Annotated in this window: 22 protein-coding genes; 14 read left to right on the top strand and 8 right to left on the bottom strand. The window is 69.1% G+C overall.

Going from position 1 to position 21,221, the window contains the following annotated elements; translation table 11 throughout:
- Positions 1-136 precede the first annotated feature (136 nt).
- The 3 genes from G6034_RS03065 to G6034_RS03055 all read right to left on the bottom strand — a co-directional run bounded on the left by G6034_RS03065 (position 137) and on the right by G6034_RS03055 (position 2,310).
- Positions 137-934 carry an anti-sigma factor gene (locus G6034_RS03065; RefSeq protein WP_176633610.1) on the bottom strand — a complete coding sequence of 266 codons (798 nt, stop codon included), beginning with the start codon at positions 932-934 and terminating at the stop codon, positions 137-139.
- The gene (gene sigK / locus G6034_RS03060; RefSeq protein WP_425485447.1) at positions 934-1,545 is read right to left on the bottom strand and encodes an ECF RNA polymerase sigma factor SigK; all 612 of its coding nucleotides are present in this window, start codon (positions 1,543-1,545) and stop codon (positions 934-936) included. The genes G6034_RS03065 and sigK overlap by 1 nt, the downstream gene beginning before the upstream one ends.
- 90 nt (positions 1,546-1,635) lie before the next feature.
- Positions 1,636-2,310: a fasciclin domain-containing protein gene (locus G6034_RS03055; protein ID WP_246295235.1), complete on the bottom strand. Its 675-nt coding sequence runs from the start codon at positions 2,308-2,310 to the stop codon at positions 1,636-1,638.
- Between the two features lie 320 nt (positions 2,311-2,630).
- Between G6034_RS03055 and G6034_RS03050 the strand changes: the two genes are divergently transcribed.
- The 4 genes from G6034_RS03050 to G6034_RS03035 all read left to right on the top strand — a co-directional run bounded on the left by G6034_RS03050 (position 2,631) and on the right by G6034_RS03035 (position 5,304).
- A complete protein-coding gene (locus tag G6034_RS03050) occupies positions 2,631-3,425 on the top strand; it encodes a hypothetical protein (RefSeq protein WP_176633609.1) in 795 nt (264 codons plus the stop codon).
- A gap of 16 nt (positions 3,426-3,441) precedes the next feature.
- The gene (locus tag G6034_RS03045; protein ID WP_176633608.1) at positions 3,442-4,164 is read left to right on the top strand and encodes a class F sortase; all 723 of its coding nucleotides are present in this window, start codon (positions 3,442-3,444) and stop codon (positions 4,162-4,164) included.
- Positions 4,165-4,400: 236 nt separating this feature from the next.
- Positions 4,401-4,649, top strand: a complete 249-nt coding sequence (locus tag G6034_RS03040) for a cupredoxin domain-containing protein (RefSeq protein ID WP_176633607.1) — start codon at positions 4,401-4,403, stop codon at positions 4,647-4,649.
- A gap of 34 nt (positions 4,650-4,683) precedes the next feature.
- Complete coding sequence (locus tag G6034_RS03035) at positions 4,684-5,304, top strand: hypothetical protein (protein WP_176633606.1); 621 nt, start codon at positions 4,684-4,686, stop codon at positions 5,302-5,304.
- Between the two features lie 3 nt (positions 5,305-5,307).
- Here G6034_RS03035 and G6034_RS03030 read toward each other — a convergent pair whose 3' ends face one another.
- From G6034_RS03030 to G6034_RS03015, 4 genes are all read right to left on the bottom strand, one after another.
- Entirely contained in the window at positions 5,308-5,991 is a 684-nt protein-coding gene (locus G6034_RS03030) for a hypothetical protein (protein WP_176633605.1), read from the bottom strand.
- Positions 5,992-5,993: 2 nt separating this feature from the next.
- On the bottom strand, positions 5,994-6,398 hold the full coding sequence (locus G6034_RS03025) for a DUF4383 domain-containing protein (protein ID WP_176633604.1): 405 nt from the start codon (positions 6,396-6,398) through the stop codon (positions 5,994-5,996).
- A gap of 173 nt (positions 6,399-6,571) precedes the next feature.
- Entirely contained in the window at positions 6,572-7,291 is a 720-nt protein-coding gene (locus G6034_RS03020) for an FCD domain-containing protein (RefSeq protein ID WP_176633603.1), read from the bottom strand.
- 37 nt (positions 7,292-7,328) lie between these two features.
- Positions 7,329-9,107 carry an L-lactate permease gene (locus G6034_RS03015; RefSeq protein ID WP_343037911.1) on the bottom strand — a complete coding sequence of 593 codons (1,779 nt, stop codon included), beginning with the start codon at positions 9,105-9,107 and terminating at the stop codon, positions 7,329-7,331.
- A gap of 191 nt (positions 9,108-9,298) precedes the next feature.
- Between G6034_RS03015 and G6034_RS03010 the strand changes: the two genes are divergently transcribed.
- The 8 genes from G6034_RS03010 (at position 9,299) to G6034_RS02975 (ending at position 16,959) form a co-directional block, all read left to right on the top strand.
- A complete protein-coding gene (locus G6034_RS03010) occupies positions 9,299-10,096 on the top strand; it encodes a (Fe-S)-binding protein (RefSeq protein WP_176633602.1) in 798 nt (265 codons plus the stop codon).
- Positions 10,093-11,652, top strand: coding sequence for a LutB/LldF family L-lactate oxidation iron-sulfur protein (locus G6034_RS03005; RefSeq protein ID WP_176633601.1), 1,560 nt, complete (start codon positions 10,093-10,095; stop codon positions 11,650-11,652). Before G6034_RS03010 ends, G6034_RS03005 begins: the two co-directional genes overlap by 4 nt.
- Positions 11,649-12,296, top strand: a complete 648-nt coding sequence (locus G6034_RS03000) for a LutC/YkgG family protein (RefSeq protein ID WP_176633600.1) — start codon at positions 11,649-11,651, stop codon at positions 12,294-12,296. The genes G6034_RS03005 and G6034_RS03000 overlap by 4 nt, the downstream gene beginning before the upstream one ends.
- Positions 12,297-12,383: 87 nt before the next feature.
- Complete coding sequence (locus G6034_RS02995) at positions 12,384-13,403, top strand: acyl-CoA thioesterase (RefSeq protein WP_176633599.1); 1,020 nt, start codon at positions 12,384-12,386, stop codon at positions 13,401-13,403.
- Positions 13,404-13,511: 108 nt separating this feature from the next.
- Complete coding sequence (locus G6034_RS02990; protein ID WP_176633598.1) at positions 13,512-14,567, top strand: zinc-dependent alcohol dehydrogenase family protein; 1,056 nt, start codon at positions 13,512-13,514, stop codon at positions 14,565-14,567.
- Between the two features lie 92 nt (positions 14,568-14,659).
- Complete coding sequence (locus G6034_RS02985; RefSeq protein ID WP_176633597.1) at positions 14,660-15,301, top strand: winged helix-turn-helix domain-containing protein; 642 nt, start codon at positions 14,660-14,662, stop codon at positions 15,299-15,301.
- Positions 15,298-16,020, top strand: a complete 723-nt coding sequence (locus G6034_RS02980; RefSeq protein ID WP_218063483.1) for an SRPBCC family protein — start codon at positions 15,298-15,300, stop codon at positions 16,018-16,020. Before G6034_RS02985 ends, G6034_RS02980 begins: the two co-directional genes overlap by 4 nt.
- 174 nt (positions 16,021-16,194) lie before the next feature.
- Entirely contained in the window at positions 16,195-16,959 is a 765-nt protein-coding gene (locus G6034_RS02975) for a hypothetical protein (protein ID WP_176633596.1), read from the top strand.
- A 389-nt stretch (positions 16,960-17,348) separates the two neighbouring features.
- Here the strand turns inward: G6034_RS02975 and G6034_RS02970 are convergent, their stop codons facing one another.
- Entirely contained in the window at positions 17,349-18,683 is a 1,335-nt protein-coding gene (locus tag G6034_RS02970; protein WP_176633595.1) for a CAP domain-containing protein, read from the bottom strand.
- 259 nt (positions 18,684-18,942) lie between these two features.
- On the opposite strand from G6034_RS02970, the gene G6034_RS02965 reads away from it, so the two are divergent.
- Both G6034_RS02965 and G6034_RS02960 read left to right on the top strand, forming a co-directional pair.
- The gene (locus G6034_RS02965) at positions 18,943-20,334 is read left to right on the top strand and encodes an MFS transporter (RefSeq protein ID WP_176633594.1); all 1,392 of its coding nucleotides are present in this window, start codon (positions 18,943-18,945) and stop codon (positions 20,332-20,334) included.
- 2 nt (positions 20,335-20,336) lie between these two features.
- The gene (locus G6034_RS02960) at positions 20,337-21,185 is read left to right on the top strand and encodes a 3-hydroxybutyrate dehydrogenase (RefSeq protein WP_176633593.1); all 849 of its coding nucleotides are present in this window, start codon (positions 20,337-20,339) and stop codon (positions 21,183-21,185) included.
- Positions 21,186-21,221 lie beyond the last annotated feature (36 nt).

Genomic DNA, 21,221 nt, shown 5'->3' with positions numbered 1-21,221 from the left:
GTGACGTTCGCCGCCGCAGTTCAGGCGGGCGGCGCTGCTTGCCTGTACTTCGGAGCCGGCCGCCGGGTGGATTGGACGAGGCGGACGCCCCCAAGGGCGCCCGCCTCAGGGGCAGTCCCTGCCCCCGGCCGCGGAACTAAATGGCCTGAAGCAGTATCGGCGTGGTGGTCGGCTGTGGCGAGCCGCCGGCGGGCTCCACCGTAATGCCGATGTGTGTGGCTCCGTCGAGGGGCCCCTTCAGGACCTGGACACTGCTCGCGGTGCCGGAAACGTCCATCAGCCCGGCCGCCACCGCACCCTTCGCGGTAATGAACCACAGCTCGTAGGACTTTCCGGCGGGCGCGGCCGGCATGTCCTTGACCAGGATGCCCGCCTGGTTGGCCTGCCCCGAGGACGCAATGGTCACCAGGGTGCCGGCGCCAACCTTTGCGGTGGCAATCTTCGCATCCGGCGCCCCCATGATCGCCAGCATGGCCGCCTGCTGTGCCTGTTCCGCGGCCAGCCGCTGCTCCGTCCCCTGCTGCGCGGAACTTTGGCCAACCACCCAGCCGCCCACGCCGGCGCCCGCGAAGATCAGCAAGGCGGCAGCGGCCGCCAGGGCCGGCACCCACCGGCGGCGCGGCGGACCCGAGAGCCGGGGACGCGCCGTCGTGCCCCTTTGGGGGGTGCGGGCCGTGCCCAGGTCCCGGACCACGGCGGACGGGGAAAGCTGGCGGGTGTTGCGGATGGCGGCCATGACGTTGGCCTTCAACTCCGGGGGAGGGGTTTCCTCGGGTGTTCCGCAGGCGAGCAGCGCGGCGGTTTCGCTAAGGCTGCGCACCTCCTCGAGTGTCTGCGCGTCTCCGAGGGCGTGGCGTTCGAAGGCGGTCCGCTCGGCGTCGGTGACGGCGTTGAGCGCATACGCGCCGGTCAGCAGATGCAGTTGTAGTTCCATTACGCCACCCCTAACCTGTCTTGTAGTCTGATCATGCCGTCACGAATTCTTGTCTTGGCGGTGCCCACCGGAATGTTCAGCAGCTGCGCCACTTCCTGGTGCGTGTAGCCGCCATAGTAGGCCAGGCGGATGGCCTCCTGCTGGGGGACCGTCAAGGTCTCAAGGGCCCTGTGGACCCGTTCGGCCTCCAGGGTCGTTTCCACGGTGTCCGCGACGTCGTCGTAGCTTTCCTGGTATTCCTTGATGCCTTGGCGAAGGTCGCGGTCCCGGCTGGCCTGGCTGGCCCGCACGCGGTCCACGGCCCTGCGGTGGGCGATGACCAGAATCCAGGCCATGGCCTTCCCCCGGTCCGCGTCAAAGCGCGCTGCCTGCGTCCAGACGTCCAGGAAGACCTCCTGGGTGACTTCCTGGCTCTGCGACGGATCGCGGACCACGCGGCGCACCAGGCCGAACACCCGGGGCGCGACGGCGTCGTAGAGTTCGGCGAAGGCCGCCTCGTCGCCGAGGGCGACGAGGCGGATCAGGTCTTCGTGCGTGGGCGGGGCAAGGGGCTCCACCGGCCGCAACCAAGGCAGTCGCATGGTCTCTACTTTGTCATGGCTGCTGCCCATGGTGCGTTTCCTTGCGGTCCGTGTTGCCCGCGGTTGCCCGCGGGGCTGCTTCCTGGCCTGCTGCTTTCTTGCCTGCTGCTTCCTGGCCTGCTACTTCTTGGCCGGGGGCATCAGGACGGAGTCGATGAGGTAGACGGTGGCGTTCGCCGTCTTCACGCCGCCACAGACGACCTTGGCGCCGTTGACCATCATGTTGTCCCCGCTGCCGGTGACCTTCACGGTGGCGCCTTCGGCCGTGGCATGCGTCCCGTCGATCTGGCTGGGCGCGAGCTGGCCGGGGACCACATGGTAGGTAAGGATGGACGTCAGCGCCTTTGAGTCGGTCTTCAGCCCGTCGATGGTGGCCGCCGGGATCTTGGCGAAGGCGTCGTCAACCGGCGCGAAGACCGTGAACTGGCCCGAGTTCAGGGTGTCCACCAGGTTCACGTCCTTGTTCAGCTTCCCGGACACTGCCGCGGTCAGCGTCTTCAGCAGCGGGTTGTTCGACGCCGCCGTTGCCACGGGATCGGCGGCCATGCCCGCCACGGAGCCGGCGCCTGACGGGACGGCCGCAGCATAGGCGGCGCAGCCCGGGCCCACCAGGTCCCCGGCTGCAGCCATGGGGGTTGTGGCCGCCGGGGCGGAGGTGGCCATGGGGGCGTCCGATTTTGCCGGCGCGGCGGTGCTGCCGCCGCTGCAGGCGGTCAGGCCCATGGCGGCAATGGCGAGGAGTCCCATGCCGAGGCTGAGGCTCTTGCGGGTGGTGGACGTCTTCGTTGCATTCATGATGGTTCTCCATGCCTTGAAAGCGGATGGTCTCCGCTTGCTTCCCTTGCCGCCGCCTGGGCCATTCGTGCTCCATGCCGCCGGGCGGTGCGGGCTGTCAGGGAGTACTTCGGAGCATCCCCGCCGCCGGATTGGGACGTGTCCGGGGAACTTTAATTTGCGCCTTGCCCCCGGGGTCCCCGGGCCGCCGGGTGCGGCTACGGAAGATCCGGGAGTCGCCAAAGAAAAGCGTTGAATACCCCAATCCGCGGGGTGTCGTGTTCCGAATCACACCTGACGCCCCGGGAATCGGGCCGTCACTTGATGAGGAGGAATCTCTTATGCACAAGAAATCTGCTTTCCTGATTGCACCGGTAGTGGCGCTTGCCGCCATGTCGCTCTCCGGCGCCGGCGCCATGGCCGCCGACAACGGAACCACCACCTGGCAGGCCAACCTTGGCGCCATCAACGGCAGCAACGCCACCGGCAGTGTCATGATCTCCCTGACCGGGGACCAGGCAACGGTCACCGAGAATGTCAGCGGGCTGGCGGCCACCTTCAACGGCGCGCCCTACCCGCACGTGCAGCACATCCACATCGGCGGCCAAGGCGTGTGCCCCACTCCGGCCGCCGACACCAACAAGGACGGGGTCATCAGCACCACCGAGGGCGGCCCGTCCTACGGAAAGATCGGCACCACCCTTTCCACCAGCGGCGACACCAGTGACAAGGCTGCCCTGGACCTGAAGGTGGCCGGCATGGGCGCCTCCTACAGCTATCAGCGCTCATTCACCATGAACGCGGCAACCATCGCCGCGCTCAAGGCCGGGACCGGCGTCGTGGTGGTCCACGGCTTGGACCCGGCCACCCTGACGGCCGCCGCACAGAAGGAAAAGAGCGATCTGGTGCCTTCCCTGCCCCTGGCCGCCACGTCACCGGCCCTGTGCGGCTCCATTGTTGCATCCCAGATGGGTGCGATGCCCGGCGGGGCCCCCGGCACGGGCCTGGCCCAGACGGCGGCGCTGGCCAGCACCGCAACGTCGCCCGAGCTGGGGCTGTTCGCGGGGGCAGGCACATTGGTGCTGGCCGCGGGCGCCTTTGTGGCCTTGCGCCGCAAGAAGACCGCGTCGAACTGACGGGGCCTGAATCACCATGAAGGACAAGACCAGCCGCCGCGGGCGCCTTGCCGCATCCGCGGCGGCCGGCCTCCTGCTCGCCGGCGTTTTGCTCGGCACCACGGCGTGTGCCCCCCAAAGTCCCGGAGTCGCGGCAGCTGCGCCGTCCACGGCCCTTGCGGCGCCGGCCCGCCCCAGCGCAACCCCGCGCCCGACGTCGTCCGTGTCGCCTTCCGCGGCCCCGGCCACGGCACCTGCCAGGCCGGCCGGGCCGGCCGTTGTGGGCCCCATCCTTCCGGCTTCCATTCCGGTCAGGCTGCAGGTGCCCGAAATCGGCATCAACACTTTGCTGGTGCCCCTGGGGCAGGCTGCCGACGGCAGCATGGACGTGCCCGGCGGCCAGCCCGGAGACCCCGGGGGCTGGTACAAATACTCGCCTACGCCCGGGCAGCTGGGTCCCGCCGTCATCCTGGGCCACGTCAACAACCTCGCCTCGCCTGAAGGCCTGTTTTACCGGCTCCATGAAATGAGGCGGGGCCAACGGTTCTCCGTGACGCGTGCGGACCACAGCGTCGCAGTCTTCCAGGTGGACAAGCTCGCGGAGGTCAAAAAGGCCACCTTCCCCACCTTGGCCGTCTATGGCAACACCAACCGCGCCGAAATCCGCCTCATCACCTGCGGCGGGTTCAACCAAACCACCGGTGAATGGACCGAAAACACCGTCGTCTACGGCCACCTGGTCTCCAGCCACACCCCGTAGCCCGCCAGCGACCGGAACCCGGCGGAAGAATTCCTTGGATTGGACGATCATGAAAACTCAACGACAACTCACCGCCGCCGCGGCCCTGGCAGCCATGCTGGTCCTGGGCGGCTGCAGCACCACCCCGTCTGCCGGCACCACCCCGGCCGCGCCTGCCCCGGCGGCCGGCACCCCCGGCCGCGCCTGCCCTGGCGGCCGGCACCCCCATGCCGGCCATGACCGGCTCGGGGAATGCCATGAGCGGCATGATTCACCTCGAATCGGGACACTGCCGCAATGCCGCCCCGGTGGCGGCCGGGTCCATGGTCACCGTGATGAACATGGACACCGCCGCCTACACAGTCACCTCCGACGACGGCCACAGCTTCAGCGTCAAGGTTGCCGCCGGCGCCACGGCAACCTTCAAGGCACCCGGTGAACCGGGCAGCTACCCGTTCCACGGCGACGCCACGGCCGGCATGCACGGTGTCCTGACCGTCCGCTAGCCGGCAATGAATGATGGGAAGAAAAGGCAGGGAAATGAACAAGCAGCTAACAATCACGGGCCTGGCCGTGGGGGCAATCCCGTTGGGCGGGTGCGCAGCAGGCACTGCCGCATCCCCCTCCGTGCAGTCCGCCGCAACGCAGGCGGCAACGCAGGCAGCAACGCAGGGTCCCGCAGCGGGCGGGAAGGCGGCCGGTGCGGGGACGGCCAGCGGGAAGCCGGCCGGAACGCCGCCGGAGGCCGCCGCCATGGTCTGTTCCGCGGAGGCCAGGGGCAACGTCGCCAAGATCCTCGGGCTCCCCTCGCCACCAAAGGCGAGCTGGTCGTGGAACGGCAGCGTTTATGCCTGCCACTATGCCTTGTCGGACGGAACCTTGACGATGTCCGTCCAGGTGTACCCCGCGGCCACGGCAGCACAGGCAGGCGCCGCGGCGCTGGCGGGGTCGCTTGACGCCAAGCCCATCCAGGGCTTGTCCAACCTCGGATTGCCCGGTTACCAGTCGGAGGCGGGCGCCGTGGTCTTCGCCAAGGACAACATGGTGCTGCACGTGGACGCCACCACGATGCCGGCCACTGCCGGCATCAACCACGTCCGGCGCCCCGCCTTCGCCTACCAGATGGCCACCACCATCCTGGCCTGCTGGAGCGAACACTAGCGATCAATGGTGGTGGCCGGAGTGCTTCAACTGTTCCAGGTTGGAGGGCAGGGGACCGCCGGGACCGTGGGAGCCGTGCCCGGAGTGCGGGACGGCCAGCTGCCCGGCGGTGGAGGCCGCCAGTCCCAAAGTGGCAACGGAGGCCACCAGGATCGACGCCGCAAACATCGTGCCGACAACTCCCAGGGGTGACGGCTTCCACCCGGCACCGGGCCCTGACGGCGTCCGGGCCGCCTTATTGCGCTGCCAGCCCATGAGGGCAAGAACGGACAGCTCAAGCACCAGCAGCGATGCCACGGTCACGTCCAGGAACCTGGATTCCTCGGGCACGCGCCAGAGGCCAATGAGGACGCCGGCCAGGTGGACGGACACCGCCACGCCCACGGCCCGGACTGCCAGGCCGGGCAGCGGCAGGTGGCCGGCCCGGAGGGTGGCAACGGCGTAAAGCAAGGCCGTCCCCGCCCAGCCGGCGGAACCGATCGCGGCCGCCCAGCCCCACCACGCCGCCAGCCCGGCCGTGCCGTTCAGGCTGGCGGCCAGGCTGGAGGAGGCGGCGCTGCCCAGCGCGGCCATGCCCACGGCGGCGATGCCGACGCAGAGGCTGGCAAGCTCGCCGCCGGACCCGGTGGAGGCCCGGCGGCGGGAAACCTGACCGGCGGGGGCGTGGGCAGTGCGCAGGGCGGTCATGGCTAGGCGGTCCGGGCGGCGGCGGTGCGGTCCTGGGACAGGCCGACCGTCAACAGCACCAGTGCGCTGGCCAGGTGCAGGACGTTGTCCGCGCCGTTGAGTGCGATGATGTTCAATGCGGACGAGGTCAGGAAAAGGCCCACGATGCCAACGAGCAGGTACACCGCGCCCACGGTTGAATTGGCGGTCTTGGCCGCGGTCACGGAACCCAGCCCGGCAAGCAGCAGGGCCGCGCCGATGGCCAGATGAATGATGTTGTGCAGCGGGTTGACCTCGAAGACGATCAGGTTCCGTCCCTCCGTGGCAAAAAACCCGACCCCGCTGGTGACAAGGAACCCGACCACGCCCACCAACAGGTAGACGGCTCCAAAAATCGTGGCGAGCAGGCGGTTCGGTGATGTGCGCATGGCTTTCAATCCTTTTTCCAAGGGCGGAGTTGCGTCTCCGCGCCGGCTGTCACGGGAACTGGACTGTTCCCGTGACGGTCGTTCGTAGGCATCCCGGTCTTGGATTGGCGCCGCGTGAAAGTGTGGCTGGTTTCCCTGCGCGGAGCGGGCGTGGGCGCCCACTCCTTGCGGGATCAATGGGAGGTCTGGGTGAAGAACCATTCGATGTGGTCGCGCAGCAGGCGGGCAGCCAGCTCCCCGTCGCGCGCGGTGACGGCGTCGAGGATGCCGTGGTGTTGGGTGCGCAGGGCCTGGCCGACGGGCTGCCACTGCTCGTCGGTCGTGACGGAGTGGCGGACGTAGTCCATGATGGACAGGCGCAGGGACTCCATCATGGCGGAGACGACGGCATTGCCGGCGAGAGTGCTCAGCAGCACGTGGAACTGCGAGTCGAGGTCGTGGAAGGCCTCGCGGTCCAGTGCGGGGTCGTCCATCCGGGCGAGCAGCTCCGCGGCGCGGGCCAGGGACGGTTCGTCGAGGGGACGCTCCGTCGCTGCGGCGGCGGCCCAGGTTTCCAACAGGATGCGGGCCTGGACGATGTCGGCGACGGGCAGGTGCCGGCTGGCCACGTGCAGGCGCAGCGTCGAGGACAGTCCGGCCGCGGGGTCGGAGATGAGAATGGTCCCTGAATTCGGACCCGACCCGGTCGCGGTGCGCACCAGGCCCATGACGTCCAGGATGCGGATGGCGTCGCGCACCGAGGCGCGTGAGATGCCGTGCTTTTCGGAGAGGGTGCGCTCGCCCGGGAGGCGGTCGCCGATGTTCAGCTCCCCTGACCGCAGCTCGGCCTCGATGCTGGCCAGCACGGCCTCGTACGCGCGCGGGCCCGCGGCCCGATCCGTTGTCCCTGTCACGGATCCATCCTGCCACGGGCCTGCGGGCTTCAAGGCATTACGCCCGCGGCAGCATCCAGCCCAGCACGGGCGTTGACTGGAGGTAGACCAGGATGCACAGCACCGCGAGCATGCCCACGCTCCAGCCGATCACCTTGCGCAGGAGGACCGACTCCTGGCCGTCCATGCCCACGGCCGTGGCGGCGATGGCGAGATTTTGCGGGCTGATCAGCTTGCCGACGACGCCGCCGGAGGAGTTGGCCGCCACGAGCAGGTGGGGGTCGATGCCGGCCTTGATGCCGGCGGCCTGCTGCAGCTTCGCGAACAGTGCGTTGGAGGAGGTGTCCGAGCCGGTGACGGCAGTGCCCATCCAGCCCAGCACGGGGGAAAGGAAGGCAAAGAAGCCGCCCGTGCTGGCCAGCCAGGTGCCGATCGCCACGGTCTGCCCGGAGAGGTTCATGACGTACGCCAGCGCGAGGACCAGCATGATGGTCGCCCCCGCCCAGCGCATGTTGTACATGGTGTGGTAGATCGCGGCCACGGCCTGGCGCATGGTGATGGGGAACCGGCCCCCGCCGTCAAAGGCGGCATACACGGCGGCAACGATCAGGCCCGTGATCAGCAGCAGCGTGCCGGGGCTGGAAAGCCACTGGAAGTTGTACACGGTCGAGGAGACGGGCTTGCCGGCCGCGTCCACGATCGCGCCGTGCAGCACCGGCCACGGCACGTGGACGTTCGTTGTGGCCAGCCAGGCGGGAATGTTGACGCCGAGCTTCCAGAGGTTTGCGATGCCGAAGACCACGATGACCAGCAGGTAGGGGAACAGCGCCAGCCACACCCGGGCGCCGGTGAGCTTCGCGGGGTCCCCGGCCGGCGCCGCGCTGCCTTGCGTGGCTTCGCCGCCTGCGGAAACCGGACCGCCGGGGCGGGCGGACCCCGTGGCCGGGGCGGAACCACCAGCCAGGGCGCCGGCCAGGGCGCCCACAGTGAGGCGTTCGCGGGCCGCGTCGTGGCCCCTGGACTTCCACACACGCAGGAACAGGTACGCCCCGGCCAGGCCCACGAGGGACGCGACGATGTCGGTCAGCTCGTAGGAGAAGTAGTTGGAACACAGGAACTGGGCGATGCCGAAGCACAGGCCGGTCACGAGGGCGACGGGCCAGCACTCGCGCAGGCCGCGCACGCCGTCGAGGATGACCAGCAGGATCAGCGGCACGATCACGGCGAGGACCGGCGCCTGGCGCCCGACGATGGCGCCGATGTGGCCCGCGTCCAGGCCGGTCAGCCCGGCGGCGGTGGTGATCGGGATGGCGATGGCGCCGAAGGCGACGGGGGCGGTGTTCGCCACGAGCACGGTGGCGGCCGCCCGCAGGGGTGACAGGCCAAGGGCGATGAGCATCGTGGCCGTGATCGCCACGGGCGCGCCGAATCCGGCCAGGGCTTCGAGCAGGCCGCCAAAGCAGAAGGCGACGAGGATGGCCTGGACGCGGACGTCGCGGCCGCCGATCACGTCGAAGATGCCGCGCAGGTCCTCGAAGCGGCCGCTGATGACGGTGACGCGGTAGAGCCACACGGCCATGATGACGATCCACAGCACCGGGAACGCGCCAAACACGGCGCCCTGCGACGCTGACAGCGCGGCCAGGCCAATCGGCATGTGATAGCCCAGCACGGCGACCGCCACGGCCGCCAGCAGGGACCAGGCGCCGGCCACGTGGGCCTTGGTCTTCACGACGGCCAGAAGGACGACGAACGTTATGAGCGGTAGCAGCGCCATGAGAGCCGAGATGGCCACGCTGCCCGCAACCGGGTCGGTGGCGGGGGTGAAATGGTCCACGGAAATCCCCTTGCTTGATGTCTTAACCGATGAGGTCGTGGTCCGACCACTGTGGTCCGACCACAAAAGTGTAGCCTGAATTTTGCCCTTGTGGCCAACCTCACGTTTAGCGAACTTTTTGCTGGACTTTGGGCCCCCCGCCTAGTATGGTCAGACCACACTGGTGTGTTGTTGCCCCGAAGGATGGTCTTATGAAAATTGCGCTCTTCGCCACCTGCATTGTGGATGCGATGTATCCGCGCACGGCCCGGGCCACGGTGGCCATCCTGGAACGGCTGGGCCACGAAGTGGTCTTTCCGCCCGGGCAGGCATGTTGCGGGCAGATGCACGTGAACTCCGGCTACTTCAAGGAAGCGCTGCCGGTGGTGGCGAACCATGTGAGGGCCTTCGACACCGACGACTACGACGTCGCGGTGGCGCCGTCCGGTTCCTGCGTCGCCAGCGTCAAGCACCAGCACGAACTGGTGGCCCGGCGCTGCGGTGACGCCGCGCTGGAAGCCAGGGCCGCCGTCGTCGGTGCCAAGACCTACGAGCTCTCCCAGCTGCTGACCGACGTCCTGGGCGTGACGGACGCGGCCAGGCAGCTTGGCTCCCACTTCCCGCACAAGGTCACCTACCACCCCAGCTGCCACGGCATGCGCCTGCTCAAGCTGGGAGACCGCCAGCTGAAGCTGCTCGCGAGCGTGGCCGGCATTGAGCTGGTGGAGCTGCCCGAGGCGGACCAGTGCTGCGGCTTTGGCGGCACGTTCTCGCTGAAGAACGCCGACGTTTCCGGTGCCATGCTGGAGGACAAGGCCGCGAACATCTGCGGCACGGGCGCGGAGCTGTGCACGGGCGGGGACGCCAGCTGCCTGATGCACATTGGCGGCGGGCTCTCCCGGCAGGGCAGCAAGGTCGGCACCCTGCACTTCGCGGAGATCCTGGCCAGCACGCTGGACAACCCGGTCCCGGTGGCCGGCGACGTCCAGCTGGCAGGGGGACGGCGATGAGCGGCACCTTCCTCGGCATGCCCGCCCTGCCCGCGTACGGGCACGGCAACCTCAACGCGACCGAACCGTTTCCCAAGGCCGCCCACCGGGAACTGGGCAACGCGCAGCTGCGCGCCAATCTGGGCCACGCCACCCACACCATCCGGGACAAGCGCCTGAAGGTGGTGGCCGAGCTTCCCGACTGGGAGGACATGCGCGATTCCGGCAGCGCCATCAAGAACGCCACCATGGCGCAGCTTCCGGCGCTGTTGGAGCAGTTTGAGGCCAACTTCACGGCCCGCGGCGGCACCATCCACTGGGCCCGCGACGCACAGGAGGCCAATGAGATTGTCACTTCGCTGGTCCGTGCCACCGGCGAAACCGAGGTGGTCAAGGTCAAGTCCATGGCCACGCAGGAAATCGGCCTCAACGAATACCTTGAGGACCAAGGCATTGCCGCGTTTGAGACGGACCTGGCCGAGCTCATTGTGCAGCTCGACCACGACAAGCCCAGCCACATCCTGGTGCCGGCCATCCACAAGAACCGCAGCCAGATCCGCGAGATCTTCCTGCGCGAAATGGAGGACGTGGACCCGGCGCTGACGGACGAGCCCGCCCGCCTGGCCGAGGCCGCGCGCAGGCACCTGCGCAAAAAGTTCCTGACCGCCAAGGTGGCCGTCTCCGGCGCCAACTTCGGCCTGGCGGACACCGGCACGCTCACGGTGGTGGAATCCGAGGGCAACGGCCGCATGTGCCTGACCCTGCCGGACACGCTCATCACGGTCATGGGCATTGAAAAGCTGCTCCCGTCCTGGAGCGACCTGGAGGTGTTCATGCAGCTGCTGCCGCGCTCCTCCACGGGCGAGCGCATGAACCCGTACACCTCCCTGTGGACGGGCGTCACCCCGGGCGACGGCCCGCAAAACGTGCACCTCGTCCTGCTGGACAACGGCCGCACCGCCGCGCTCGCCGACGAAATGGGCCGCACGGCGCTGAACTGCATCCGCTGCTCCGCCTGCATGAACGTGTGCCCGGTCTACGAACGCACGGGCGGCCACGCCTACGGCTCCACCTACCCGGGCCCCATCGGCGCCATATTGTCCCCGCTCATGACCGGCATCAAGAGCGAGAAAAACAACTCGCTGCCCTACGCCTCCTCCCTGTGCGGGGCCTGCTTTGACGCATGCCCGGTGAAGATCAACATCCCCGAGATCCTGGTGCACCTGCGCGGGGAGGACGTCGACTCCAGGCGGGCCACGATCAAGGTTCCCACCCAGATGGACCTGATGATGAAGGGCGCCGAGTGGGCCTTCTCCGACGGCGCGCACCTGGGCCTGCTGGAAAAGGGCCTGCCGCTGGGCAGGCTCGCCGCCGGACGGGACAAGGTCATCAAGAAGCTGCCCGGCCTGGCCGGGAAGTGGACCCGGTCCCGCGACCTTCCCGCCCCGCCCGGCCAGTCCTTCCGCCAGTGGTGGGCCAGGGACCACAAGGCGCCGGACGGCGTCGTGCCCGGAACCGGCACCACCAACGGAACAGGCACCGGCAGCCCCACCGAATCTGAAGGAGGCCAGGCATGAGCGCCCGCGAGGACATTCTGAACAGGATCGGGGCCGCACTGCGCGACGCCCCGGCCGTGCCGGACATCCCGCGCAACTACCGCCGCGTGTCGGCCATGACGGCGGAGCAGCGCCTGGAGCAGCTCGTGGACCGGCTGGTGGACTACAAGGCCAGCGTGTTCGTGGTCCCCGCGGCCGAGGCAGCCGGGAAGCTGGCCGAACTGCTCGCCGGGACCGCCTCCGTCGTGGTCCCGCACGGGCTGCCGCAGGAGTGGCTTTCGGCGCTGCCGCCCGCCGGGACGGACGACGCCGGGTCCCCGGCCGTGGCGGTCGACTCGCCGCAGCGGCGCCTCACCGTGGCCGAGCTGGATGCGGTGGACGCCGTGGTCACGGCGGCCGCCGTGGCCGTCTCCGAGACGGGCACCATCATGCTCGACGGCAGCCCCTCGCAGGGCCGGCGGATCATCTCCCTGGTCCCGGACAGGCACGTCTGCGTGCTCCGCGCCGCGGACATCGTGGAGGTGCTGCCCGAAGCCGTCGCCCGGCTGGAAGCCACCGCCCCCCAGACCTGGATCAGCGGCCCCAGCGCCACGAGCGACATCGAACTTGAACGGGTCGAAGGCGTCCACGGCCCCCGGACACTGGACGTGCTCATCCTGCAGTGACGGGGACTGGCGCCGATTGTGACGGGCGGAACGGCGCATGAGACTGTCCCGCGTTGGGGATGCCCGGGACTTCAATAGACTCGCACCATGAGTGCGACGCCTGCCAATGCCGTGACCCTTCGCTTCCTTGCAGCACCCACCGACGTCGGGCACAGCGGCTCCGTGGATGCCGGCACCGTGCTGGAGTGGGTGGACAAGGCGGCCTACGCCGCCGCCGTCGGCTGGGCCCGGTCCTATTGCGTCACCGCCTACGTGGGCAACATCCACTTTGCGGACCCCGTCAACAGCGGCGACATGGTGGAGGTGGAGGCCACCATTGTCTACACCGGCCGGTCGTCGATGCACATCCGCACCGTGGTGTCCTCGGGCGACCCCAAGGGCGGGGTCCCCACGATGCGCAGCCAGTGCATGGTGATATTCGTCGCCGTGGGCGACGACGGAAAGCCCATCCCGGTGACACCCTTTGAGCCTGCCACGCCGGGGGAGGCCGAACAGCGCGATGACGCCCTGGCCCGGATCAAGGTCCGGGAAGAGATCGTGGCGGCCATGAAGGCCCAGGAATACACCGATGCCGGAACGGCCGAGCGCGTGGTGCTGCGGTTCATGGCCGCCCCCACGGACGTGAACTGGGGCGGCAAGGTGCACGGCGGAATCGTCATGAACTGGATCGATGAAGCCGCCTACCTGTGCGCCTCCCGCTACTGCGGGAGCGACACCGTGGCCGTGTTTTCCGGCGGCGTGCGGTTCTACCGGCCCCTGCTGATTGGCCATGTGGTCGAAGTCGAGGCGCGGCTGGTCTACACGGGATCGAAGGGCATGCACATCGCGGTCCATGTCCGGTCGGGGGATCCCAAGGGGCGCGAGATGAACCTCACCACCTACTGCCTGACCGTGATGGTGGCACGCGACGCGGCGGGCGACTCGGTGCCGGTTCCGCCCTGGGTTCCGGTGTCGGAGGAGGACAAGCGCCTGCACGCCCACGCCCGCGAGCTGCTCGAAATCCGCGGGCGGGCGCCGGGAAACAGGCTCCCCAACCACCTGCTGGCGGAGGGACGCACGACGGCGCCAGCCCAGTCCGCGGGGGCCGCCGCCTTGGGCGGGCGCTGACCCCGCCCAACGGCGGGCGCGGCTGGCCGCCGCGGTGCCGCTGCCGGTTCCTGCCCCCGCGGCGTCACTAGACTCGACGTGGACCAACCACGGACTGAGGAGCATCCCATGCGCGCAACAATGATTTACGGACCGGGCGACATCAGGGTCGAGGACAGGGAATACCCCACCGTCAGGCTGCCCGGCGACGCCGTGGTCAAGGTGACCGCCACCTGCGTCTGCGGCTCGGACCTGTGGCCGTACCGCGGCGTCAAGGCCGTCAGCGGGCCTTCCGCCATCGGGCACGAATTTGTCGGAATCGTGGAGAGCATCGGCGCGGACGTGACGGAACTGGCCGCCGGCGACTTCGTCATCGCCCCGTTCGTGGACAGCTGCGGAAAGTGCCCGCAGTGCCTCAACGGCGTGACCGTCGCCTGCGAACACATCGCCGGCTGGGGCGACACCGACGAGCACGGCCTCTTTGTCGACGGCGGCCAGGGCCAGGCAGTGCGGGTCCCGCAGGCCGAGGCCACCCTGGTCAAGGTCCCCGGCATCACCGAACCCGGCGATGCGCTGACCGCCAGCCTGCTGACGCTCTCCGACGTCATGGCCACCGGGCACCACGCGGCGGTGAGCGCCAACGTGGGACCCGGCCGGTCCGTCGTCGTGGTGGGCGACGGCGCCGTGGGACTGTGCGGGGTGCTGGCCGCCAGGCGGCTGGGCGCCACGCGGATCATCGCCATGTCCCGGCACGCGGACCGCGCGGCGCTGGCCGTGACGTTCGGCGCCACTGACATCGTGGCCGAGCGGGGGGACCGCGGCGTTGCGAAGGTCCGCGAGCTGCTCGGCGGCGTCCTGGCTGACTCCGTCCTTGAATGCGTGGGGACCAGGGAATCCATGGAGCAGGCGCTGCACAGCACGCGCCCCGGCGGCAGCCTGGGGTTCGTCGGCGTGCCCACGGGAGGCGCCGAAATCCCGCTGCGCCACCTCTTTGATTCGAACATCCACGTGGCCGGCGGCATGGCGTCCGCCAGGACCTACATCCCCGAACTCCTCAGGGACGTGCTCGACGGGACCATCAACCCCGGCCTTGTCTTCGATTCGGTCATGCCGCTGGAGGACGCCGCCGAGGCCTACCGCGCCATGGACCAGCGCCGCGCCATCAAGGTCATGCTCCGGCCCTGACGCGCCCCGCGGCGCTTCGGTTCCGGGGACAAGGCATTCCGGATCAAAAAATAGTTCTGGACAGATAAATTCTTCGGTGGAATGATGGATGCATGTTGGACGTGGCAGTGATCGAGGACCCGGCCGCCGCGGAGGCGTCGCTGGATCCCGTGCGCGCGCGGCTGCTTGCGGAGCTGCGGAACCCGGCGTCGGCCGCCACCGTGGCGGCCCGGATAGGGCTCCCGCGGCAGAAGGTGAACTACCACCTCAGGGAGCTGGAAAAGCACGGACTGGTCCAGCTGGTCGAGGAGCGCCGCAAGGGCAATGTCACCGAACGGATCATGGGGGCCGCGGCGCGGTCGTTCGTGATCTCCCCGGCGGCGCTGCCCGGCGTCGCGCCGGACCCGTCGCTGGAGCCCAACCGGCTTTCCGCCCGTTGGATGCTGGCCGTGGCGGCCCGCCTGGTCCGGGACGTGGGCACCCTGATCACCGGGGCCGACCGCGCCAACAAGCGCCTGGCGACCTTCGCGCTCGACGGGGAGCTGGCCTTTGCCAGCGCCGCGGACCGCGCGGCGTTCATCGCCGAGCTGGCGGCGAGCACCGCCCGGCTCGTGGAAAAGTACCACAGCGCAACCGCGGGCGGCGGGCGCAACCACCGCCTCGTCGTCGCACTTCACCCCAGCGTCAAGCCCGGCGCCGACGCACCGGAACCCTCTCAAATTGCCGGTTCGCCCGGCCGCACCAGGGAGCAATGATGGCCAAGGAATTCAAGATCGTGCACGAATCGGAGATCGACGGCACGCCGCAGCAGGTGTTCGACGCCGCCACCGTCGGCAACTCGGGCTGGCTGTGGCCCATGGACGGCGAATTCGAGCCGCGGGTGGGCGGCGCGGGCCCCTACGGCAGCACTGTCACCGCCTGGGACCCGCCGCACCGCTTCGCGAACCACGTGGACGGCGAGGGCGGGTTCTTCAACAGCCTGGAATACGACATTTCCGAACGGCCGGAAGGCAGGTCGTGGCTGCGTTACGTGCACAGCGGCGTCTTCTTTGAGGACTGGGACAACCAATATGATGGCGCCGCCAAGCACACCGCGTTCTACCAGCACACGCTGGGCCAGTACGTGAAGTACTTCGCAGGGAAGCAGGCCGCGTTTGCCGACATCCAGGGCCCGGAAGCGTCCAAGGGCCCGGACGCGTTCAAAGCCGTCAAGGCCGCCCTGGGAATCCACGGCGCCGGGGCAGGGGGACACGTCAACGTGGCCATTGCGGGGGTCGGCGACGTCGATGCCGTGGTGGATTACCAAGATGAGAACTTTGTGGGGCTGCGTACCGGCGACGCCATGTACCGCTTCTTTGGCCGCAACGCGTTTGGCGCCGTGGTGGGCATGACCGTGCACCTGTTCGCCGGGGGCGCGGACGGCGATGCCGCGGGCGCCGCCTGGGGTGCGTGGCTGAACGGGCTGTACTCGTAGCCCTGCGGGGTCCGATGTGCGATCGAGACGGGTGGATCGTGGCCACGCCGCGGCGTCCCCCGGCTGACAACCCGGAGCGATAAGCTCCTTCCATGGCGGAAAACACCCCGCAGGCCGGCCCCACGCACACCGGCCCCCCGCGTCGCCGGCTTCAAGCCGAAGGCCGAGATCTTCGTGGTCAGCTACGTCAAGGACCCCGGGCCGGACACCGGTGCGGAGGCGGCAAAGCCGAACCCCCGCCCGGTCGTTTTCGCGTTCACCGGCGGGCCCGGCTCGTCCGGCGTCTGGCTGCCCATGGGCCTGCTGGGACCCCGCCGCGTGGACAGCGGCGACGTCGGTGCGCTGGCGCCGGCGCCGTTTGGCCTGGCGGAGCTGACCACGCTCAGCGAGGACTTCATCCGGCAAAGCAACCTGCGGTGGGACTACTCGGAGTTCTCCGCCGAACTGTTGCGGGGCCAAGGGCTGACGGAGGGGCGGATCGACGGCCGGTTCACGCAGCGGCACCTGCGCGGCCAGGCGTCGGTGAACCGGGATGACGCGTCCATGAATGCCATCACCGGGCCGTACGCCGCCGCCATCAACCACTATGTGCGCACCGAGCTCCGCTATGAAAACGACATGCCTTGTGAGGCGCTCACGGGCCGCGTCCAGCCGTGGAGCTACAAGACCTTTGAAGGTGCCCCCGTGGACGTGACCGGGGACCTGGAACGGCTGCTCGGCTACAACGCGGCCCTGCGCGTCCACGTCGACTACGGCTGCCATGACGGCGCCACGCCCCACTTCGCGGCCGAATACGTGTGGGCGCAGCTGAACATTTCCGCGGAGGCACGGACCCGGTTTACGCACCACTACCACCAGGCCGGGCACATGATGTACCTCCAGGACGAGTGCCGCGTGGCCCAGCTCGCCGCGCTCGCCGACTGCGTGGCGCCGGGGTAGAGGGGGCCCGCTGCGGGGCCGGGGTCTGGCGGGGGACAGCTGCGGTGCCGGGGTCTGGAGGGGGACAGCTGCGGGGGCAATCCCGGGCCTGTCGGGACGCCGGGCCCTGTTGCCCGGGACGGCACCCCCTGGAGGCTGGTGGGACCACGCCGTTCCACCGGCACTTCGTTCAAGGGAGAACCCGCCATGTCCACTTCAACCAACCGGCGAAAGGCAGTCCGGGCGCTGTACCGGACGCTGTATCGGGCGCCCGGCGCCAAGGCCATGGTCGGCCCCGCTCCGCCACCTGGCGCCCGCCGGCCGTGGCGAGGCCATTGTCCGTGCGAAGGACGCCGGAGTGGGGTGACCGGCGTCGTGCTTCAGCGCGTGCGCCACAAGGCCCGGGCCTCTCAGCTGCCCAGCAGCAGCGTGTTCCATCCGCCGGTGCCGATTTGCGCCCGCGCGCCGAACCGGTTCGCAAGGATGGGGTAGTGGAGCAGGTTCCCGGCGCCGTCGCGGGCCAGGATGCCCTGGCCTCCGGTGCCCAGGTGGTTGGTGATGCCGGAGAGGTGGGTCATGCCGCCCCAGCCGACGCCGATCACGCGGCGGGCCTCGGAGATGAAGCCGCCGGTGCCGCTGCCGCGGTAGAGCAGGAGCTGGCCGGCGGGGTTGCGCGCGGCGATGTCCGCCCGGCCGTCGCCGTCGAAGTCGGTGCCGATGATTTTCAGGCTGCCCCAGCCGGTGCCGATCTTGAGCCGCGGAGAAAAGCCGAGGCCGTTGGGGGAAGGGTAGTAGAAGAGGTCCCCGGAGGCGCGGTGCTTGGCCACGAGGCCCGGGAACCTGTCCGCGGTGCGCCACTTCGTGGCGATGATGTCATAGCCTGACCAGCCGGCGCCGATGGTCCTGGCTGCCGCCAGCGTGCCGTTGGACTGGCCGTAGCTGACAGTGAGCGCACCGGACTTCCACACCGCCACGATGTCCTGGCGGCCGTCGGAGTTGAAGTCGACAATCTCAAGCTGCTGGGTGCCGGCCCATCCGGCGGAAATGAACGAGCGCTGCCACAAGTCCCCGCCGCCGGCGGCACCGTAGATGTACAGGTTTCCGGCAGGGTCGACGGCGGCCACGTCGCCGTCGTTGGCCACCGGCGGGGGCGGCGGCTGGGGCTGGGTCTTGCGGGTGGAAGCATAGCCGGCCAGGTTGGCCACCACCACGGACATGCCGCTCCAGCCCGCCTTGGTGGTCTTGACCGCGCCCATGCCAATGTCAGTGGCCCGCTTGTCCAACAGGGCGGCGCGGTGCCCGGGCGAGCCCATCCACCAGTCGACAATCTGCTGCGGCGTGTTGTTGATGCCAATGATTTCCGAGTACATGTCCGAGCCCTTGGGCAGGATCGATGCCCCATAGTCGGTGCGGTGCACCTTGGCCATGACCAGGGTGCCGGTGTTGATGCGGCCGTTAACTGTGGCGGCCCACTGCTGCGAGCCCGTGGCAATCGCCGGGTTCCAGGCAACGGGGCCGGCCCCGTTGGCCCACCGGACCTTGTTGGCGGCAGCCAGGACGGCGGCGAGGAAGGGGCTGGCGGGGGCAGTGGCGGCGGGCGCCAGCTGTGCGGGCGCCGCCTGCGCCGCCCGTGCGGCCGCGGGCACCGGCTGTGCGGGCGCGGCCGCGGGCGCAGGCGCAACGCCCACTGTCAGGAGGGCCGCCGTGAGGGCGAGTGCCGTGAAGAGCCCGAACAACCTATTCATGTGCATTGCCTCGCGTCGAAGGTGGCCCTGGGGCCGCGGTGTGGAGCGTACCCATCCTAGCCGCAGCCTGCACCGCGGCAACCATTGTGCGTTTTCGTTCACCGTATCTGCGGTAAAGGTCATTGATGATCGAATATTGCCGCTGTCATACTCGGGGGTAGCGTTCAAATGTGCGCTGGGTCACAGGGGGCGAATGCGCCTCAGGGGACCATGTCTGATGGGGACCGGACGCGCCAATGGAGGCGCGGAGGAGAAAAGAATGAGTCAACAAAACGGACCAGGCGCGTCGGTCAAGGAATCAGGGCTTCGCAAGGTCGTGGCGGCCTCCATGGCCGGAACTGTGGTGGAGTGGTACGAGTTTTTCCTGTACGCCACGGCTGTCAGCCTGGTGTTCGGCCACATGTTTTTCCCCAACGCCGGCTCCGTGCTCGACGGGATCATGGCAGGGTTCCTGACCTACGCCGTCGGCTTCGTGGCCAGGCCCATCGGCGGCATTGTCTTTGGCCACTTTGGCGACAAGTACGGGCGCAAGAAGCTGCTGCAGCTGAGCATCATCCTGGTGGGCATCTCCACCTTCCTGATGGGCTGCCTGCCCGGTTTCGACCAGGTGGGCTACTGGGCGCCGGCGCTGCTGGTGGCCCTGCGCTTCATCCAGGGCTTCGCCGTCGGCGGCGAATGGGGCGGCGCGGTCCTGCTGGTGGCCGAGCACAGCCCCAACAAGTCCCGCGGATTCTGGGCCTCGTGGCCGCAGTCGGCGGTGCCCATGGGCAACCTGCTGGCCACCGGGGTGCTCCTGTTCCTTTCCTCGACGCTCAGCGAGGCGGCGTTCCTGGGCTGGGGCTGGCGCGTGGCGTTCTGGCTTTCCGCCGTCATCGTCCTGATCGGCTACTACATCCGGACCAAGGTCAGCGACGCGCCCATCTTCCTCAAGGCGCAGGAGGCGGCGGAAAGCAATCCCGATGCCGGCTATGGCGTGTTCGAGGTCTTCCGCCGCTACCCCCGCGGCGTGTTCACGGCCATGGGGCTGCGCTTCGCGGAGAACATCCTGTACTACCTGGTGGTCACGTTCTCCATCACCTACCTGAAGGTCATCGTCGGCATCGACACCTCCCGGATCCTGCTGCTGCTCCTGGTGGCCCACGGCGTCCACTTCTGCGTGGTCCCCCTGGTGGGCAGGCTCTCCGACAGGATCGGCCGCAGGCCCACCTACATGCTCGGTGCCATCGCCGGCGCCACGTGGGGATTCTTCGCCTTCCCCATGATGGACACCAAGAACGATCTTCTCATCCTGGCGTCCGTGATGATCGGACTGGTGTTCCACGCCCTCATGTACGCGGGCCAGCCGTCCATTATGGCGGAAATGTTCCCCACCCGCATGCGCTACTCCGGAGTTTCCCTGGGCTACCAAGTCACCTCCATCGTGGCCGGCTCCATCGCGCCCTTCATCGCCACCGGCCTGGTGGAGCACTACCACTCGTCCGTGCCGGTGGCCATCTACCTGCTGGGTGCCTGTGTTGTAACGGCCGTGGCTGTGCTATTCCTGAAGGAGACCAAGGGAGTGTCCCTGCAGGACATCGACGACGCCGACGCCGCCGGCACGCTGGCCCTGGGCCGCGCCGCGGCCGGCAAGTCAGCAACGAAAGTGGGCTAGAGATGGACGCAAGCCAAGCAGTGCCGCCGGCCGGGGCCGGGCAGACGCGCGTGACCGGGGCCGGGCAGGCGGCCGGCGCCGCTCGCGCGCTGGGTGGGGGAGCGGCCGACGCCGGACTGGCCGGGAAGCGCGCGCTGGTCACCGGCGGCGCGGGCGGCCTGGGCGCGGCGATCTCGCGGGCGCTGGCCGCCCAGGGGGCCCACGTGGTCGTGGCCGACCGGGATGCGGCCGGCGCCGCCGCGGTGGCTGCGGAAGTGGGCGGCGAGTCCTGGGAGGTGGACCTGCTGGACACCAAGGCCCTGGAGGCGCTCACCCTCGAGGTGGACATCCTGGTCAACAACGCCGGCATCCAGGCCATCAGCCCCATCGAGGACTTCGACCCGGCCGCCTTCCACCGCATCATCACCATCATGCTGGAGGCCCCGTTCCTGCTGATCCGGGCCGCGCTGCCGCACATGTACGGCCAAAACTACGGGCGGATCATCAACATCTCCTCCATCCACGGGCTGCGCGCCTCATCGTTCAAGTCGGCGTACGTGGCGGCCAAGCACGGGCTCGAGGGCCTGTCCAAGGTCACGGCGAGGGAGGGCGGCCCGCACGGGGTCACGAGCAACTGCGTCAACCCCGGTTATGTGCGCACACCCCTGGTGGAGGGTCAGGTGGCAGACCAGGCCCGGACGCACGGGATCTCGGAGGAGCAGGTGCTCGGGGAGGTCATGCTCGCCAAAAACGCCATCAAGCGCCTGATCGAGCCGGATGAAATCGCCGGGCTCGTCGCCTGGCTGGCTTCCGGGCAGGCGGCGATGGCCACGGGCGCCTCCTACGTCATGGACGGCGGCTGGACGGCCTAGCAACCCTCCCGCGCAATCGGGGGTTCATCTACCGAC

The sequence above is a fragment of the Arthrobacter wenxiniae genome (assembly GCF_013376105.1).
GTDB classification, from domain to species: Bacteria; Actinomycetota; Actinomycetes; order Actinomycetales; family Micrococcaceae; genus Specibacter; species Specibacter wenxiniae.
Note: the sequence above shows the minus strand (reverse complement) of the source record. Positions and strands in the feature narration are given on the sequence as shown.